A 15,591-nucleotide genomic window follows, 5' to 3' on the forward strand; every position below is an offset into this window, starting at 1 on the left:
GTGCCCCGCGAGGGGTGCCGGGGCGTCGTCGTTGCGTCGGTGGGTGCGGTCTCGTTCATCGTCGGCCGGTCCCCGCGCGCCGGCCCGGCGATCGCTGCCGAGCGGACGACCGGACGCGGTCGATCCGCAGGGAGCCGATGCGGCCGAGGACGACGACGAGGGCGCACACGCCGACGAGCCAGAGCTCGACGCGCGGCGGCTCGGCCAGGACGGCAAGCGGTGGCAGCAGGACCGCGACGGCCACGGCCGAGACGAAGAACTGGTCCGTCCGGCTGGAGCGCAGCCGGTGCAGGACCGTGCGACGCGCCCCCGGGCTGCGCCCGAACACCGCGAGGACAGCCGCGAGGCCGAGGACGGCAGAGATCCCGCAGACCGCGGCGACGCCCACGCGTCGTGGCGCGGAGACGGCGACGAAGGCCCCGAGGAAGGTCGCGACGTACGCCCACTTGGCGGTCCGCTCCGCTGCGTGGTCGACCCTGCGCCAGAGGGTCTCGAGAGCCCGCGCAGCCTGTGCGGGTGCAGTCCCCCGCGCTGGGTCGGCCGATGCCGCGGCACGCCCCAGCCAGGGGCCGATCTCGTCGTCCCGCACGTCGCGCGACACCGGGCCGGAGGTCGCGTCCACCGTGCGTGGATCGAGCCCGAGCGCCGCACCGAGGGCTTGCGCGGCGACCTCCGGGACACCTGGACCAGGGTTGCGTCGCACGGCGAGCACCGTCGAGAGGGTGTGATGCGCACTCGGCTCGGACGGCGCGAGCCGCACCGCCTCGCGGGCGGCGTGCAGCGCTTCGGACGCGGCGTCCGGGTCGTCCGCGGTCACCTGGGCGAGCTGGACCCAGGTCCACCAGGCCCGTGGCGCGTGCCGGGTCGCCTCCCGGGCTGCGAGCGCCGCATGGTGCAGGTCGCCCAGCCGGGAGCGCGTCACGGCGAGCAGGCACAGTCCGCCCGCGTCGTTCGGTGCCACCTCCACGGCCCGGACGGCAACCTGCACGGCGGCCGTGCCGTCACCGTCGGTCAGCAGCCCGACGGCCCGTCGACGCAGCGCACGGGGACTCTCGGACCCGCTCCGGTCGTCAGCGGTCAACCGCGTCGTCCGATTCTGCGAGCACACCGGATCGCCTCCCGCGCCGGCGCGACGGCGGCCGTGGCGCGGCCTGGGCGCCGAGCCCGGCGGCCACGAGCTGCTCGGCCAGGTGCAGGCGCAGCGGCACGTCGTCCGGGGCGGCCGCGACGGCGCGCCGCAGGCTCGCGATGAGTGTGGGCTCGTCGGTCACGCGCGCGAGCGTACGGGTCCGTGATCGTCTCGTGCAGGCCTCTCGGCCGGACTTCGCCCGGTCGGGCCCGCACGAGAACCCTCAGGCGAGGCGGTACCTCGCCGCGGCGAGGAGCCGCTCGGCGAGGAAGAGGTCGTGCGGGTAGGTGACCTTGAGGTTCGTCCGGCTGCCGGCGACCGCCTGCACGACGAGGCCGGAGAACGACTCGGCGCTGCAGGCGGTGTCCGTGCCCTGGTAGCCGGCCTCGCGCGCGGCGTCGTAGGCGGCGAGCAGGTCCTTGGCCCGGAACGCCTGCGGCGTCTGCACCCGGGTCAGCCCCTCGGTCTGGCCGCGCGGCGGCACCGGGTGCCCGTCGTCCCCGACCGGCAGGACGCCGCTCGCGGGCAGCGCGGGGACCGCACCGCCGACGGCCGCGGCGGTCTGGACGACGGAGCGCCACAGCGACGGCCCGGCGAGCGGCCGGGCGCCGTCGTGGATCGCGACGACCTCGACGTCGCCGTTGTCGATCGACGGCGCGAGGTGCGCGAGCGCGGCCTCCTCCGACTCGTGCCGGGTGCCGCCGCCGACGACGACGTCGACCCTGAGCTGCGCGGCCTCGCGGCGCAGCGTCTGCGTGGCGAGCTCGGCGTCCTCGGGGCGCACGACGAGGACGAACCGGCCGATCTCGCTCACCTGCCCGGCCCACGTGAACGACCACGAGACGACCCGGCGGCCGGCGAGCGGCAGGTAGACCTTGTTGAGCCCGGCCCCGACCCGGGTCCCGCTGCCCCCGGCGAGGACGACGGCCGCGGCCGTGCCGCGCGGCCGGCGCCGACGCAGGAACGGCCCGAGACCGGCGGAGGGCGTCGAGGGCACGCCACGACGATAGATCCGCACGACGTCGCGTGCGTCCCCGACCCCGCGAAGACCACCCACGGCGCTCAGCGCGGGCGCAGGACCGTCTTCAGCTCCTCGACGATCTTGCCCGGCTGCCGCAGCACCGCACCGGGCAGGCCCAGCAGGAACGTGAGCGGCTCGCTCACGGCGCGGCGCACGAGGCGCTGCGGCTTGGTGAGGAGCCGGTGCTCGAGGTCCCGCAGGTAGGCGGACATCAGGTCCCGCTGCTCGTGGCGGACGACGTGGCCGCAGGCGGTGCACCGGGTCGACTGCAGGAGCCGGCCGACGATCACCAGCTCGTGCTCGCACTCCTGCCCGCACGCGACGCAGGTCAGGTCGCTCGTGCTGCTCACCATCGGACCATCTCCCCCACCGCTCGACTGACCCTGCGGCTCTCGGCCATTGTGGCCCACGGTGCGCCGGCGCCGTCCCTCGGCAGGGGGACGGCGCCGGACGCGTCTCAGGCGAAGCCGCGCAGGGCGCTCTCGAGCTGCAGGCCGCCGCCCGCGAGCAGCCGGTCCTGGAGGCGACGCAGCATGACGACCGTCGAGGACTCGTCGAGCTCGACGTCGTCGTACGTGAGCACCTGGTCGCGCGCGACGGGCCGCACGACCTTGGCCTTGTTGAGGATCCCGAGCGGCACGAGGTTCTCCGCCTTGGCGATCGCGGCGTCCTCGATCATGCCCCGGACGCAGTAGCCACCGATGCCGTCGATGGTGTCGCCCGGTGCGAGGTCCTTCTTCGCCGCAGCGCCGACCTCCGCCGTCCAGGCCTCGGTGATGAGGCTCGGCGTGCGGTCGAGCACCGCCTCGGGGATCGACAGCGGGGCCTCGATGCTCGCCAGGTGGTACGGCCGGTAGAGCGAGAAGTACGGCCCCTCACCCATGCTCAGGTACGACATCTCGTGGACGACGTACGGGTGGTCCGAGCGGACGACGACGAAGACGCCCGGCGCGACCGGCCCGGTGCAGTAGTCGACGACGCCGGGACGGTCCAGGACGCCGCCGTCCTCCTTGAGCCGGAACGTCTCGTGCAGCGTCGGCACCGTGCTCTCGGGCCCGTACATCCCGCGCCGGCTCACCTCGAGCCCGGTCGTGTTCGCGAGCGAGGCCATCTCGATCATCGCCTTGGAGCCGTCGACGAACTCGCAGAGCATCTTCGGGTTCATCTTCTTCGCGGCCGCCTCGGCCTCGAGGCTGTCCGGCGTCTCGTGCGGGCGGAACGGGTTGTTCTTGCCCTTGCCGGCGCAGATGATCTCGAAGTTGAGGTCGCGCGCGAAGTCGACGAGCTTCTTCGTCTCGACGGGCTCGTCACCGCGGGCGATCGTGTAGACCTGCCCCGTCGCGCGCGCGATCTGCGCGAGCAGGATGCCGATCGTCACGTCCGACTCGACGTTGAGCCCGACGACGTCCTTGCCGTTGAGCAGCGCGGCCAGGGTCAGCTCGGCCCCGACGTTGGGCACCCCCGTGGCGTCGACGACGACGTCCACGGGCAGGCTCGCGACGGACTCGGCACCCCGCAGGACGACGTGCTTGCCGTCCTCGACGGCACGCGCGATCGCTCCGGAGGCGTGGCTGCCGTCGTCGACGACGACCTCGTCCACCCCCGCGTCCTTGAACGCGGCCTCGGCCCGGCCGGGGTCGACGTCCGCGACGACGCTCACCTGCAGGCCGGGCATCCGCCCGACCTGCGCGGCGAGCCCGCGGCCCATCTGCCCCGCCCCGACGAGGGCGACCCGGACGGGCCGGCCCACCTCGCGCTGGCGGGCGAGCAGCCGCTCGCGGTAGCTCATGATGACTCCTCTGTCTCGTTCGGCCCCGGTCGCGCTCGGCGAGCGTGCTGTCGGGGCCTGGAGGGTGCGACGTGCGCCGGCGGCGCTGCCGTGACGTCGTCGCCCGGGTCTGTGCTCGCGGCCGCGGCCGGGGCGGCGGCCGGCGGGGCGGCCCCNGGCCCCGGCACGCCGTCGGGCCGGGGCGCCCCCGCCGGTCAGTCCGCCGGGCGGGCGAGGATGCGCATGGTGCTGCCGACACCGAGCTCGGGCAGCTCGCCGACCTCGACGCAGACGTCGCCGGGCAGCGGGGCCGTCGTGGAGCCGTCGGCCTTGAGGCTCATGTGTCCGAGCCGGATGAGGTTCTCGTTGACCACGTCGCCGACGGACGTGACGACGAAGGGTGAGCCGTCGAGCTCGACGACGTCCCCGGGGCGGGGGATCGAGTGGACGACGCCGGGGTTGTGCAGCAGGCAGAAGTCGTGCAGCTCCTCAGGGGCCGTCTCGTTGAAGAACACGAGCAGGCCCTGGGCCCGGAACTCGGGGATGAGCGCCCCGACCGCGGTGACCACGGTCGCGTAGCGCACACCGTCCGCGGGCACCGTCGTCACGTCCGCGTCCCCCGCCCCGGCCGCCGGAGCGGTGTCCGGACGGCCTGCGGGCGGGGTCGACATCACACCTCCGCGATGTCGTCGGGCTTGACGCCCGACACGAAGAGGTCCTCGGTGATGAACATGGCGAGCGGACCGGCAGGGCTCGTCGCGTGGATGTCCACCGTCGGCACCTTCTTCATCGGGTAGACCCCGACGCGGGCGGTGCCGCCGCAGTCGATGACCGCGACCGCGATCTTGTCGAACGGGGCGGAGGACTTGAAGCCGTCGAAGACCTCACCGCCGGTCAGGTCCGCGATCCGCTGCGCGACCGGGTGGATGCCGCCACCGGTGACGCAGTAGATGAGCGGCCTGCTGTCCGTCGGCTGGATGGTCAGGGGGCCACCCCAGCCACCCCGGCCCTTGGTGATCTTGACCTTCTTGTAGGGACCCGGCACGGGGAACCTCCTGGTGGTACGTCGTCGTTGTCATGACTGTCGGTGATGCGGTGCTGGATGGTGCTCGGCCGGGTGGCCCTGGGGGCGCGCGGTCGGGCGGTGCGGGAGTGGCCCCCGCGGCTGCGCCGTCGACGCGGACCGGGCTCCGCTGCCACGGAGCCGGTCCCTGCTGCGAGGCCGCCGGCTCGGCGGCCTCGCAGCAGGCCGGCTGGTGCTACGAGGAGTACAGCCCGAAGCTCGCGAAGTACGCGATGACGACGGACAGCGGCCCCGTGACGAGGCGCGAGAAGAGCACGGCAGGGACGCCGACCTCGACCGTCTCGGGCTCGGCCTCGCCGAGGGCCAGGCCGACGGGGATGAAGTCGCAGCCGACCTGCGGGTTGATCGCGAAGAGCGCGGGCAGGGCGTACTGCGGCTGGATGTTGCCGGCCCCGATCCGCTCGCCGAGCAGGACGCCGACGATCTGGGCGATGACGGCGCCCGGGCCGAGCAGCGGCGAGAGCACCGGGATCGCGCAGAAGACCGAGATGAGGAGCAGGCCGGGCAGCGAGCCGGCGGCCGGCTCGATGAGGTGGGCGAGCTTGTCGCCGACCTCGGTCTTCTTGATGATGCCGACGATGACGCTGATGAACGCCATGAACGGCAGGATGTTGCGGATGACCATGTCGATGGTGTCGCGACCCGCCTGGTAGAGGACGCCGACGACGCCACCCACCGAGCGGCCGATCGTCACCAGGGTCTTGTTGATCGTCTCCATCAGGCCACCGCCTCCGCGTTCGCAGCGTCGCCGGAGGTGCGGCGCGCCATCATCCGAGCCGTGATGATCTCCGTGAGGACGCCACGGATGAAGATCACGACCATGCCGACGAGCAGGTAGCGCAGCGCCAGGTCACCGAGCGGCAGACCGAGCGTCTGGATACCGGCCGCGATGCCGAGGTAGACGAAGAGCTCGCCACCGTTGGCGTGCGGGAAGATGCCCGTGATGGGGTGGACGTACGAGACCGCCGAGTCGTAGAAGGCGGGCTTGTACCGCTCCGGGAGGAAGCGGCCCATCGTGTACGCCATCGGGTTCGTGAGGAAGAACACCGAGAGCACCGGCAGGACGAGGTAGCGGACCGGGTAGTACTGCAGCCCGGGGCGGGCGGCCATCTCGCCGATGCTGTCGATCCGGTCCGGACCGATCCAGCGGATGAGCGCGTTGACGGCCGTGAGCAGGACGATGAGCGTCGGGATGATGCCGGTCACGAGGCCGACGAAGTTCTCGCCACCGATCTTGAAGGTGTCGATGAACGCGTTCGCCCAACCGGCGAGCACGCCCCAGAAACCCGAGGGCGGCGCGACCGTCGGTTCCGCCGCCACGAGGGCGGCAAGTGCCGAGAATGACATACTGACTCCTGGGGATCGGACGGCGACTGTGCCGTCACGTGGATCACTTTGGTCGTGGCTCCTAGGCGGGCTGTGCCTTCTCCTTTCCCTGCTCGACGCCTCCGGTGGGCTGCCACCCACCGGAGGCGTTCAACGTCTGGGCCGCCTGCCGGGCGGCCTGCCGCTCGATCGCGTCGATCCCGGGGATCGAGGCGTCGCCGGCGAGCTTGCGCAGCGTGAGCCCGACGTAGCGCTCGGCCTGCTTGCCGCGCGCGAACGTCGTGAGCCCGCGCAGGACGAGGGCGTCGACGACGCGGCCCTCCCTGGTCGCGAGGGCCACGTAGGCCTTGCGGCCGACGAGCCTGCGACCGCCGAGGCCGACGGCGACGGTGCCGCGACCCCGGAGCTGGTTCACCTGGGCGAGGAAGTCCTTGCTCTGCCGGGAGGCGCTCCACAGCTGGAGCCCCATCGCCGCGGCGAGGGCCCCGAAGAACAGGCCGTACTCGATCACGTCGCGCTCCTTCCGTTGGAGGCCAGCGCCGCGACGGGCGACGTCGCGGCCACCGACCGGGACGCCGGGCCGTGGGCGGCCAGCGAGCGCGGACCGGCGCCGTCGGCACGCCTCGACCCGGCTGCGGTCTCTGCGTTGAGCACCCCGCGCGCCGCCGCCGCGTCGCAGACGAGGACGTCGACGAGCCGGCCGTGCAGGGCGGCTCGCAGTCCGTCGACCTTCTCCCGGCCGGCAGCGACCCCGACGACCGTCGGGATGTTGCGCACGTCGTCCAGGGTCACCGCGAGCACCCGGTCGTGGACCGCGCCGCGGACCTCGTGGCCCTCGGCGTCGAAGAACCGGGCCGCGAGGTCACCGACCGGCTGCGCGGTCTCGAACTCGGTGCGCTCGGCGTCGTCGAGGCGGATCGAGCGCAGGATGGCCGCGGACGACCCCTGGCTCACCGTGCCGATCCCGACGACCGCGATGTCGGCGCGGCGGGCGAGCTCGAGCACCTTCTGCACGCTGGACTCGGCGAGCATCGCGTCCCGTGCGGTGGAGGACTCGAAGACCGCCGGCGCGTGCAGGTAGCGGTACTGCGCGCCGATCCGGGTCGCGAGCTCGCGGACGAGCTCCTGGCCGGTGATCTCGGAGGCGACCGAGGACAGGCCCCCGACGAGCTGGACGACCTCGACGGACATCGGCGACTCGGCCTGTGCCGCCCAGACCATGGACTGGACCGACTTGCCCCACGAGAGGGCGAGCGTCATGCCGTCCTTGAGCTCGCTGCGCAGCCACTGCCACGCGAGGGCCCCGACCCGGTCGAGCGGGCGCATCCCGGGGTCGCTCGGGCGGACGGCGACGACGGCCGCCTCGAGCCCGAACCGCTGGACGAGGGCCCGCTCGAGCTCGGGGACGCGGCCGGCGGGGTCGTTGATCCGGATCTCGACGATGCCCTGCTCCTGGGCGGCCGTGAGCATCCGGGAGACGTTCGAACGGCTGGTGCCGAGCGCGCGCGCCACGTCGTCCTGGGAGAGCCGCTGCTCGTAGTACAAGCGAGCGGCCCTGACCAGGAGGTCGGGGTCACGAGGGGCTGGCATCTGCACATCCGTTCGACAGGGCTCATTTATGTGCACTAAAGCCTGTGGCCGCAGTCACAGTCAAGAGTGTTGCGAGGACATTTCCGGGCCGACTCCCAGACCCGTTGTCGCCCGAAGATCGACATCGTCGCGAAGTCGTCACGGACGGTGATCCCACCAGGGCGCGCCGGGCCGCCGCGTCCCGATCGCCCCGCTCCTGACCGGGGGCGACCGCGGCGGCGTTCACGCACCGTGAAGGGCCTGTTCAGGCCGGCAGCCGGCCTCCGACCGCGGCCAGGACCCGGGCCAGGACGTCCGTCCCGCGGGCCCAGCCGACCCCCGTCGCACTGATGCTCACGACCGTGCGGACGCCGAGGCCCTCCCCGACCGGGACGACGCGCTCCGCGGCGGCCCCGACCCCGACCGCGAGCGCCGCCGGGGCGACGACCTCGGCCGCGACCCGATCGGCGTCCGGCACCGCGTCGACGACGGCGTCGGGTGGCGCCAGGAAGGCGACGTCGACCCGGCCCTCGCGGGCCTGGGCGAGCCCGCGGGCCACGAGATCCTCGAGATCGGCCGCGGCCAGCAGATGGGCCCCCGGGACGGTGAGGGTCACCGCGCCCGCCGGGGTCGTCACGCGGACCCCGACGCGGGGCCGGGCCCGGACGGCCGGCGGTCCGCCGTCCGCGAGCGCGGCCGAGACGCCGGCGACCACCCGGGCCAGGACCGCGACCTCGGGCGGCGCGGGGCCGGCGGGGAGGGTGACGTCCCGCCAGACGACCGCACCGGGGACGGCGGCCTCCTCGGGCCGCGGTGCGAGCGCGGCGGCCCGCAGCGCCCACAGGGCGTCCGGGGCAGCCTCGCGCACCGGCTCGACGGACGGCACGGGCGACGGCACGGACGACGGCACGACAGCGTCCGCGACGGCCGCGGCCGACACCGCCGGGGAGTGCGCGAGGGCGACCGGCGCGACCGGGGACCGCGCGGCGAGCGCCGCCCGGACGTCCCCGAGCATGACCGCGCCCTTCGGCCCGGTGCCGGCCACGGACGACAGGTCGAGCCCCTGCGCCGCGGCGAGCCGCCGCGCCCCGGGGATCGCGAGGACCGGCCCGGACGGCGCGGGCGCCGGCGGACCGCCCCAGGCCCTCGCCGCGGCGGCGGGTTCGGCGGGCGCGGGTCCCGCGGGCGCCTCCTCAGGCACGGCGTCCGCGGGACCGAAGAGGTCCTCGATGAGGCTGTCAGACTCGGTCTCGATCCAGGCGAGCGGCGTCCCGACGGGCACGGAGTCCCCGACGTTGACGTCGATCTCGACGACCGTCCCGGTGGCCGGCGCCTCGACCTCCATGTCGACCTTGTCGGTGAGCACCTCGCAGACGACGTCGCCCTCGGCGACGACGTCCCCGACGGCGACCCGCCAGACCGTGAGCTCACCGGTCTCCATGGTCATCGACATCTTGGGCATCCGCAGGGGTGCCCGGTGCGCCACGGACATCAGCCGACCACCGCCAGTGCGCGCGCCGCGGCGACGACGTCGTCGACCTGCGGGACGACGACCCGCTCGAGCTGCGGCGCGTACGGGATCGGGCTGTCGAGCCCGCACAGCCGCTTGACCGGCGCGAGCAGCCGGTAGAGCGACTCGGACTCGGCGATCCGGGCCGCGACCTCGCTCATGAAGCTGACGTGCCGCGGGGCCTCCTGCACGAGCAGCGCCCGGCCGGTCTCGTCGATCGCGCCGAGCACCGTCTCGGCGTCGAACGGCGTCAGGGTGCGGACGTCGACGACGGATGCCGAGACGCCGTCCGCCTCGAGCCGGGCCGCCGCCTCGAGGCAGCGGCTCACCATGACGCCGGTCGCGACCATCGTGAGGTCGGTGCCCCGGCGCGGCACGGCGGCCTTGCCGATCGGCACCCGGACCGGCTCGACCGGGACCGGCCCGGACGTCTTGTAGAGCAGCTTGTGCTCGAGCACGACGACCGGGTCCGGGTCGTCGATCGCCGACAGCAGCAGGCCCTTGGCGTCCGCGGCGTTCGACGGCATGACGACCTTGAGGCCCGGGGTGTGCGCGAACCACGCCTCGAGGCTCTGCGAGTGCTGGCCCGCGGCGCCGGTGCCGGAGCCGCCGGGGGCACGCAGCACGAGCGGCACGTGGGCCGCGCCACCGAGCATGAAGTGGATCTTCGCGGCCTGGTTGACGATCTGGTCCATCGCCTGGCACGTGAAGTCGGAGAACTGGATCTCGACGATCGGCAGCAGCCCGGACAGCGCCATCCCGACGCCGGCGCCGACGATCCCCAGCTCGGAGATCGGGGTGTCCCGGACCCGCTCGCCGCCGAAGCGGCCGTGCAGGTCGCCGGAGACGCCGAACGCGCCGCCGTAGACGCCGACGTCCTCCCCGAGCAGGACGACCCGGTCGTCGGCGGCCATCGCCTGGCCCATCGCCTCCCGGACGGCCTCGCTGTACGTGATGACCCGCTCGCCGGCGGGCGCGTCCGCGGGCGCGGAGCCTGCGACGTAGCCGAAGGCCGCCGGCGCGGCGGTGCCGTTGCTGTGCTCGACCGTGGCGGTCACTTCGACTCCTCGGAGGTCGCGGCGGGAGAGGTGGCGTCGAGCGCGGTGCCGAGCCCGTGCGGCTCGACGGCCCGCGCACCGGCCACGTGCGAGCCGAGCGGCCGCGCGAAGACCGCGGCGGCGGGGTCGGCGAGGAAGGCGCGCGGGTCGGCGTCCGGGGCCTGCATCGACTGCCGGACGGCGTCCCGCACCTCGTCGCGGGCCTGCGTCCGCACGCCCTCGAGCTCCTCGTCGGTGAGCGACCCGGCGCCGAGGATCTTGGCCTCGAAGTCGGCGATCGGGTCGTCGGCCCGCCACTGCTCGATCTCCTCGCGGGTGCGGTAGAGGTTCTTGTCGCTCTTGCTGTGGCCCTTCCAGCGGTACGTCATCGTCTCGAGGAGGGTCGGGCCGCCGCCGCCGCGGGCCCGGGCGACCGCCTCGGTCGCCGCGGCGAACACCGCCTCGACGTCGTTGCCGTCGACCCGCACGCCCGGGAACCCGTACGCCGCGGCGCGTTCGGCGACCGTCGCGACGTGCATCGACTTCTCGGTCGAGAAGCTCATCCCGTACTTGTTGTTCTCGCAGACGAGGACGACGGGCAGCTGCCAGATCGCAGCGAGGTTCGCGGCCTCGTGGAAGGCGCCCTCGTTCGTCGCGCCGTCCCCGAAGAAGCACACGACGACCGCGCCGGTACCGCGCAGCTTCTGCGCGAGCGCCGAGCCGACGGCGATCGGGATGCCGCCGCCGACGATGCCGTTCGCGCCGAGGTTGCCTTTGGCGACGTCCGCGATGTGCATCGAGCCGCCGCGGCCGCGGCAGTAGCCGGAGTCCTTCGCGAGCAGCTCGGCCATCATCGGCAGCAGGTCCGCGCCCTTGGCGATGCAGTGCCCGTGACCGCGGTGCGTCGAGGCGATGAGGTCGCCCTCGGCGAGCGCCGCGCAGACGCCGGTCGCGCTGGCCTCCTGGCCGATCGACAGGTGCATCGTCCCGTGCATCATGCCGCGGGCGAAGAGGTCGTCGACCGCCTCCTCGAACCGCCGGATCCGGTACATCGTCAGGAGCGCCTCACGGGCCCAGCGCGGGTCCGCGGCGCCGGCGTCGGACGCCGCGGGCGCCTCTGCGAGCTCCGTCATGAGTTCCTCCGTCGTCGCTCCGTGCTGCGTCTGCACGAATGTGCTGATTGCATTCACGTTCGTGTGTATTGCAGCATGGTGACTCACGTCACGACAAGGCCGCTGGGCCCGGTCCGGGAGGTCCGGGCGGGCGGATCGGCGGACGGCGCGCACACGTGTGAGCGCACCGTCACCTCGGCCCATGCGGACCGGCATGCGGACGGCATGCGGACGGCATGCGGACGGGCTGGACGTGTCGTCAGGATGTGCGAGAGTCGGGCCCCCCAGGTCCGTACCGGAGAGGAGCACGCAGTGCCGCAGCGCAGCGTTGTCATCGCGTCGAGCGTCGGGCTGCACGCCCGCCCCGCGGCGCTGTTCACCAAGGCCGCGGCCGGAGCCGGGATCCCGGTGACGATCCGCAAGGGCGACGGTGCCCCGGTGCCGGCCTCGAGCATCCTGTCGGTGCTCACGCTCAACGTCGGTCACGGCGACGAGGTGACGATCGAGGCCGAGGGCGCGAACGCCGACCAGGTGCTCGACGACCTCGTGACCCTGCTGGGGACCGACCACGACGCCTGAGCCCGCGTCCGGCACCCTGGTCCTGTGACCACTGCGCACCCGCTGCCCCGGACCGGGATCGGCGTCGACGTCCACGCTTTCGCCGAACCCGGGTCCGGCCGCCCGATGCGGATGGCCGGGCTCGACTGGCCCGGCGAGACCGGCCTGGCCGGGCACTCAGACGCGGACGCCGCCGCGCACGCCTGCTGCGACGCGCTGCTGTCGGCGGCCGGGCTCGGCGACCTCGGCAGCAACTTCGGCACGTCCGACCCGCGCTGGGCCGGGACGCCGGGGGCGGCGCTGCTCGAGGAGACCGCGCGCCGGGTCCGGGCGGCCGGCTACGCGATCGGCAACGTCGCCGTCCAGGTCGTCGGCAACCGACCGAAGATCGGGCCGCGGCGGGCCGAGGCGCAGGCGGCGCTGTCCGCCGCGTGCGGGGCGCCGGTGACGGTGTCCGCGACGACGACCGACGGGCTCGGCCTCACCGGCCGCGGCGAGGGGGTCGCGGCGATCGCGACCGCGCTCGTCGTCCCGGCGGGCTGATCCGCCGGGGCCCGGCGCCCGGGCTCAGCACCCGGCCTCAGCGCGCGGGCGCCCGCTCGTCGTCGACGTCCGCACCGACGTGCAGCATCGCCTCGGCGAGCACGAGGTCGTCCGCCGTGCCGACGCGGAACACCTCGCCGGGCGCGAGCACCGACGAGAGCCGGCCGCCGCCGGTCTGCACGAGCCGCGGCAGGACGTCGGCGCCCGGGTCCCGCAGGTCGGCCTCGGTCGCCGCCTCGAGCGCGGCGACGAGGGCGCCGGCGCGGTAGGCCTGCGGGCTGTAGACCATCCGGAAGCCCTCGCGGTCGACGGTGGCCGTGACGACGTCGTCCTCGTCGACCCGCTTGAGGGTGTCGGTCACGGGCCGGACCGGGACGACGGCCGTCACCGTCTCCTGCACGGCGCCGTCCAGCGCCGCGACGACCGCGCGGACGAGGGCCGCAGGTGCCAGCGGGAAGAGCGGGTCGTGGACGACGACCGTCGAGGCGGCGTCCGGCCGGCGGGCCCGCAGCGCCGCCCGGACCCGCAGCCCGGGCCCGTTCTCCTGCGCGGCGAGGACCTCGACCGGCACGTCGCCCGTCAGCCCCGCGACGAGCGCCCCGACCGGCTCGACGAGCGCCGGCGGGGTGACCACGACGACCGCGTCGACGACCCCGGAGCGCACGAGCGCCCCGACGGCCCGGCGCACGAGCGGGACCTCCCGCAGCGGACGCAGCGCCGCGCACCCGGCGGGCGCCAGCCGGTCGTCGTGCCCGACCGGCACGATCCCCAGGGTCGTCACGTGAGCCGGGCGAAGACGAGCCTGCCGTTGGCGGTGACGAGCACGCTCGTCACCGTCGCACCGACCTCGGTGCCCACCCGCTCCCGCGCCTTCTCCACGACGACCATTGTGCCGTCGTCCAGGTAGCCGACGGCCTGCCCCGCCTCCTTGCCCGGCCGGGTGAGCATGACGCTCACCGTGTCGCCGGCGGTGACGGGCGGGCGCAGCGCGAGCGCGAGCGCGTGCAGGTTCATGACCCGGCAGCCGGAGAGCGCCGCCGCCTTCGCGAGGTTCGTGTCCAGCGTCAGCAGCGCCGCCGGCCGGTCGAGGCACATCCGCACGAGCTTCGCGTCGACCTCGACGACCTCGGGCGCGAGGTCCGCGACGTACTCGACGTCGATGCTCCGCTCCCGGCGCAGTGCCTCGAGCGTCTCGAGGCCGCGCCGGCCCTTGGCCCGCCGCAGGTCGTCCCCGGCGTCCGCGAGCCCCTGCAGCTCGGCGACGACCGGCGCGCTGACGAGCATCGTGCCGTGGAGGAAGCCGGCGCGGACGACGTCCAGCACCCGGCCGTCGATCGCGACCGAGGTGTCGACCATCCGGGCCAGGGTGGCCATCGGGGCGACGTGGCCGTGCAGGCCGCCGATGCCCGCGCTCGGGCCGAGCAGCGAGAGCACCCGCTCCCGCTGGGCCATCCCGACCCGGTACCCGAGGGTGGCGACCGTGACGCAGACGAAGACGAACACCGGGATCGTCAGGGACGTCGACCCGACGAGGAGCATCGGCCAGGCCAGCCCGGCGGAGAGAAGGGTGCCGAGCACCGCGCCGGTGAGGCCGGCGAGCACCTGCTCGGCGGAGCGGCTGCGCAGGGTGCGCTCGGTCTGGGTCAGGGTGCGGCCGGTGAGCCGGCCGACGACGCCGCCGAGGACGTAGCCGAAGGCGGCGCCGAGGATGATCCCGGTGCCCTCGGTGTCGAACGGGCCCATCCGGACCCGCTCGCTGTCGAGCCCGTGCGCGACCTGGTAGCCCACCCCGGCGAGGAACACGACGACGCAGAAGCGCAGCACCTCGACGACCGCCGGCGGGACCCCGACCCCGGGCGGCTCGGCCGACCGGCCGGCCGTCTCGGCACCGGGGGCGGCCGCCTGGGCCGGAACGCGCGAGACGGCGCCCTCGTGGTCGAGGACGCCGTCTCGTGGCGCACCAGTGTCGTGCGACTCAGACTCGGTTACAGAACGTGCGCGTGCTGTCACGCACTCAGGATGCCAGAACCTCGTCCAGGAGAGCCTCTGCCTTGTCCTCGTTCGTGTGCTCGGCGAGTGCGAGCTCCGACACGAGGATCTGGCGGGCCTTGGCGAGCATCCGCTTCTCACCGGCGGAGAGGCCACGGTCCTGGTCGCGGCGCCACAGGTCGCGGACGACCTCGGCCACCTTGATCACGTCACCGGAGGCGAGCTTCTCGAGGTTCGCCTTGTAGCGGCGCGACCAGTTGGTCGGCTCCTCCGCGTACGGCGCCCGGAGAACCTGGAAGACCTTGTCCAGCCCTTCCTGACCCACCACGTCACGGACGCCGACGAGGTCGACGTTCATGGCCGGTACTTCGATGGTGAGGTCGCCCTGGGCGACCTTCAGGACCAGGTACTGGCGCTCTTCCCCCTTGATGACCCTGGTCTTGATCTCCTCGATGAGTGCGGCCCCGTGATGGGGGTACACAACCGTCTCGCCGACCGTGAAAGCCATGTGGTCTTTTCCCCTTTCGCGACCTCTACCTTACCACGGCAGGGGGTGGACGTCACCGGGGCCGGGATCCGTTTGCGCAGGTCAGAGGCCTAATCGGCCTCGGGGTGGGCCTTGACAGACCTCGGGGGGACGTGCTCCGCGCACGATCGGTCACGCGACTGCGCCACCTGAGGCGGGTCACGGACGACGGACGGATACTGCTGCTGTGACCGTGCCGGACGACGCGCGCACCCTCGACGCGGACCGCGCCGCCTGGGTCGCCGAGGAGCGCCGCCGACGACGCCGCCGACGGCTGCGCCGGCTCGTCCTGACCCGCCGCTGGGAGCGTTTCGGGCTGTCCGGGCCGATCCTCACGCTCTGCCTCCTGCTCACCGCCGGGGTCGGCGAGACGGTTGTGTACCCCCATCACGGGGCCGCACTCATCGAGGAGATCAAGA

At 74.0% G+C, this 15,591-nt stretch carries 18 protein-coding genes and 2 pseudogenes; 3 read left to right on the top strand and 17 right to left on the bottom strand.

Going from position 1 to position 15,591, the window contains the following annotated elements:
• Positions 1-55: 55 nt before the first annotated feature.
• The 14 genes and pseudogenes from EDJALFJO_RS04085 to EDJALFJO_RS04150 form a co-directional block, all read right to left on the bottom strand.
• The gene (locus EDJALFJO_RS04085) at positions 56-967 is read right to left on the bottom strand and encodes a hypothetical protein (RefSeq protein ID WP_143448280.1); all 912 of its coding nucleotides are present in this window, start codon (positions 965-967) and stop codon (positions 56-58) included.
• A gap of 103 nt (positions 968-1,070) precedes the next feature.
• Positions 1,071-1,271, bottom strand: a complete 201-nt coding sequence (locus EDJALFJO_RS04090) for a hypothetical protein (RefSeq protein ID WP_088282491.1) — start codon at positions 1,269-1,271, stop codon at positions 1,071-1,073.
• 81 nt (positions 1,272-1,352) lie between these two features.
• A complete protein-coding gene (locus tag EDJALFJO_RS04095) occupies positions 1,353-2,126 on the bottom strand; it encodes a 2-C-methyl-D-erythritol 4-phosphate cytidylyltransferase (protein ID WP_198949982.1) in 774 nt (257 codons plus the stop codon).
• A gap of 65 nt (positions 2,127-2,191) precedes the next feature.
• Complete coding sequence (locus EDJALFJO_RS04100) at positions 2,192-2,500, bottom strand: hypothetical protein (protein ID WP_143448281.1); 309 nt, start codon at positions 2,498-2,500, stop codon at positions 2,192-2,194.
• Positions 2,501-2,607: 107 nt separating this feature from the next.
• On the bottom strand, positions 2,608-3,939 hold the full coding sequence (locus EDJALFJO_RS04105) for an NAD(P)H-dependent oxidoreductase (RefSeq protein WP_088282496.1): 1,332 nt from the start codon (positions 3,937-3,939) through the stop codon (positions 2,608-2,610).
• A 194-nt stretch (positions 3,940-4,133) separates the two neighbouring features.
• A complete protein-coding gene (locus tag EDJALFJO_RS04110; RefSeq protein ID WP_143448282.1) occupies positions 4,134-4,589 on the bottom strand; it encodes a PTS glucitol/sorbitol transporter subunit IIA in 456 nt (151 codons plus the stop codon).
• A complete protein-coding gene (locus tag EDJALFJO_RS04115; protein ID WP_088282500.1) occupies positions 4,589-4,963 on the bottom strand; it encodes a PTS sorbitol transporter in 375 nt (124 codons plus the stop codon). Before EDJALFJO_RS04115 ends, EDJALFJO_RS04110 begins: the two co-directional genes overlap by 1 nt.
• A 214-nt stretch (positions 4,964-5,177) precedes the next feature.
• Positions 5,178-5,690 (bottom strand): annotated as a pseudogene (locus EDJALFJO_RS04120) (PTS sorbitol transporter subunit IIB); the annotation flags it as partial.
• A gap of 29 nt (positions 5,691-5,719) precedes the next feature.
• Positions 5,720-6,349 carry a PTS glucitol/sorbitol transporter subunit IIC gene (locus tag EDJALFJO_RS04125; protein WP_088282504.1) on the bottom strand — a complete coding sequence of 210 codons (630 nt, stop codon included), beginning with the start codon at positions 6,347-6,349 and terminating at the stop codon, positions 5,720-5,722.
• Between the two features lie 61 nt (positions 6,350-6,410).
• Entirely contained in the window at positions 6,411-6,839 is a 429-nt protein-coding gene (locus EDJALFJO_RS04130; RefSeq protein WP_088282506.1) for a transcriptional regulator GutM, read from the bottom strand.
• Positions 6,836-7,918 (bottom strand): sugar-binding transcriptional regulator, encoded by a 1,083-nt coding sequence (locus tag EDJALFJO_RS04135; RefSeq protein ID WP_088282528.1) that lies wholly within the window; start codon positions 7,916-7,918, stop codon positions 6,836-6,838. The genes EDJALFJO_RS04130 and EDJALFJO_RS04135 overlap by 4 nt, the downstream gene beginning before the upstream one ends.
• Positions 7,919-8,162: 244 nt before the next feature.
• Positions 8,163-9,389, bottom strand: coding sequence for a biotin/lipoyl-containing protein (locus tag EDJALFJO_RS34825; RefSeq protein ID WP_233149669.1), 1,227 nt, complete (start codon positions 9,387-9,389; stop codon positions 8,163-8,165).
• Entirely contained in the window at positions 9,389-10,363 is a 975-nt protein-coding gene (locus EDJALFJO_RS04145) for an alpha-ketoacid dehydrogenase subunit beta (RefSeq protein WP_369812491.1), read from the bottom strand. The genes EDJALFJO_RS34825 and EDJALFJO_RS04145 overlap by 1 nt, the downstream gene beginning before the upstream one ends.
• Before the next feature lie 98 nt (positions 10,364-10,461).
• The gene (locus EDJALFJO_RS04150; protein WP_088282508.1) at positions 10,462-11,577 is read right to left on the bottom strand and encodes a thiamine pyrophosphate-dependent dehydrogenase E1 component subunit alpha; all 1,116 of its coding nucleotides are present in this window, start codon (positions 11,575-11,577) and stop codon (positions 10,462-10,464) included.
• Between the two features lie 291 nt (positions 11,578-11,868).
• On the opposite strand from EDJALFJO_RS04150, the gene EDJALFJO_RS04155 reads away from it, so the two are divergent.
• Positions 11,869-12,135 carry an HPr family phosphocarrier protein gene (locus EDJALFJO_RS04155; protein WP_088282510.1) on the top strand — a complete coding sequence of 89 codons (267 nt, stop codon included), beginning with the start codon at positions 11,869-11,871 and terminating at the stop codon, positions 12,133-12,135.
• Positions 12,136-12,159: 24 nt separating this feature from the next.
• Positions 12,160-12,657 (top strand): 2-C-methyl-D-erythritol 2,4-cyclodiphosphate synthase, encoded by a 498-nt coding sequence (gene ispF, locus EDJALFJO_RS04160; protein WP_088282512.1) that lies wholly within the window; start codon positions 12,160-12,162, stop codon positions 12,655-12,657.
• A gap of 37 nt (positions 12,658-12,694) precedes the next feature.
• Here the strand turns inward: ispF and EDJALFJO_RS33990 are convergent, their stop codons facing one another.
• From EDJALFJO_RS33990 to EDJALFJO_RS04170, 3 genes are read right to left on the bottom strand one after another with little or no spacing between them, the layout of a single operon-like run.
• Positions 12,695-13,420 carry a 2-C-methyl-D-erythritol 4-phosphate cytidylyltransferase gene (locus EDJALFJO_RS33990; RefSeq protein WP_233149670.1) on the bottom strand — a complete coding sequence of 242 codons (726 nt, stop codon included), beginning with the start codon at positions 13,418-13,420 and terminating at the stop codon, positions 12,695-12,697.
• Between the two features lie 14 nt (positions 13,421-13,434).
• A complete protein-coding gene (locus EDJALFJO_RS33995; protein ID WP_158220281.1) occupies positions 13,435-14,667 on the bottom strand; it encodes a PIN/TRAM domain-containing protein in 1,233 nt (410 codons plus the stop codon).
• 4 nt (positions 14,668-14,671) lie between these two features.
• Positions 14,672-15,154 (bottom strand): CarD family transcriptional regulator, encoded by a 483-nt coding sequence (locus tag EDJALFJO_RS04170; RefSeq protein ID WP_088282516.1) that lies wholly within the window; start codon positions 15,152-15,154, stop codon positions 14,672-14,674.
• A gap of 205 nt (positions 15,155-15,359) precedes the next feature.
• Between EDJALFJO_RS04170 and EDJALFJO_RS04175 the strand changes: the two are divergent.
• Positions 15,360-15,591, top strand: a pseudogene (locus EDJALFJO_RS04175) (hypothetical protein); the annotation flags it as partial.

Source organism: Kineosporia sp. A_224 (assembly GCF_002198655.1).
Classification (GTDB): Bacteria; Actinomycetota; Actinomycetes; order Actinomycetales; family Kineosporiaceae; genus R-H-3.

Excerpts from the sequence above, each read along its gene's own strand:
- EDJALFJO_RS04105 (WP_088282496.1), bottom strand. The coding sequence starts at position 3,939 with ATGAGCTACCGCGAGCGGCTGCTCGCCCGCCAGCGCGAGGTGGGCCGG.
- EDJALFJO_RS04110 (WP_143448282.1), bottom strand. The coding sequence starts at position 4,589 with ATGTCGACCCCGCCCGCAGGCCGTCCGGACACCGCTCCGGCGGCCGGG.
- EDJALFJO_RS04125 (WP_088282504.1), bottom strand. The coding sequence starts at position 6,349 with ATGTCATTCTCGGCACTTGCCGCCCTCGTGGCGGCGGAACCGACGGTC.
- EDJALFJO_RS04135 (WP_088282528.1), bottom strand. The coding sequence starts at position 7,918 with ATGCCAGCCCCTCGTGACCCCGACCTCCTGGTCAGGGCCGCTCGCTTG.
- EDJALFJO_RS34825 (WP_233149669.1), bottom strand. The coding sequence starts at position 9,389 with ATGTCCGTGGCGCACCGGGCACCCCTGCGGATGCCCAAGATGTCGATG.
- EDJALFJO_RS04150 (WP_088282508.1), bottom strand. The coding sequence starts at position 11,577 with ATGACGGAGCTCGCAGAGGCGCCCGCGGCGTCCGACGCCGGCGCCGCG.
- EDJALFJO_RS04170 (WP_088282516.1), bottom strand. The coding sequence starts at position 15,154 with ATGGCTTTCACGGTCGGCGAGACGGTTGTGTACCCCCATCACGGGGCC.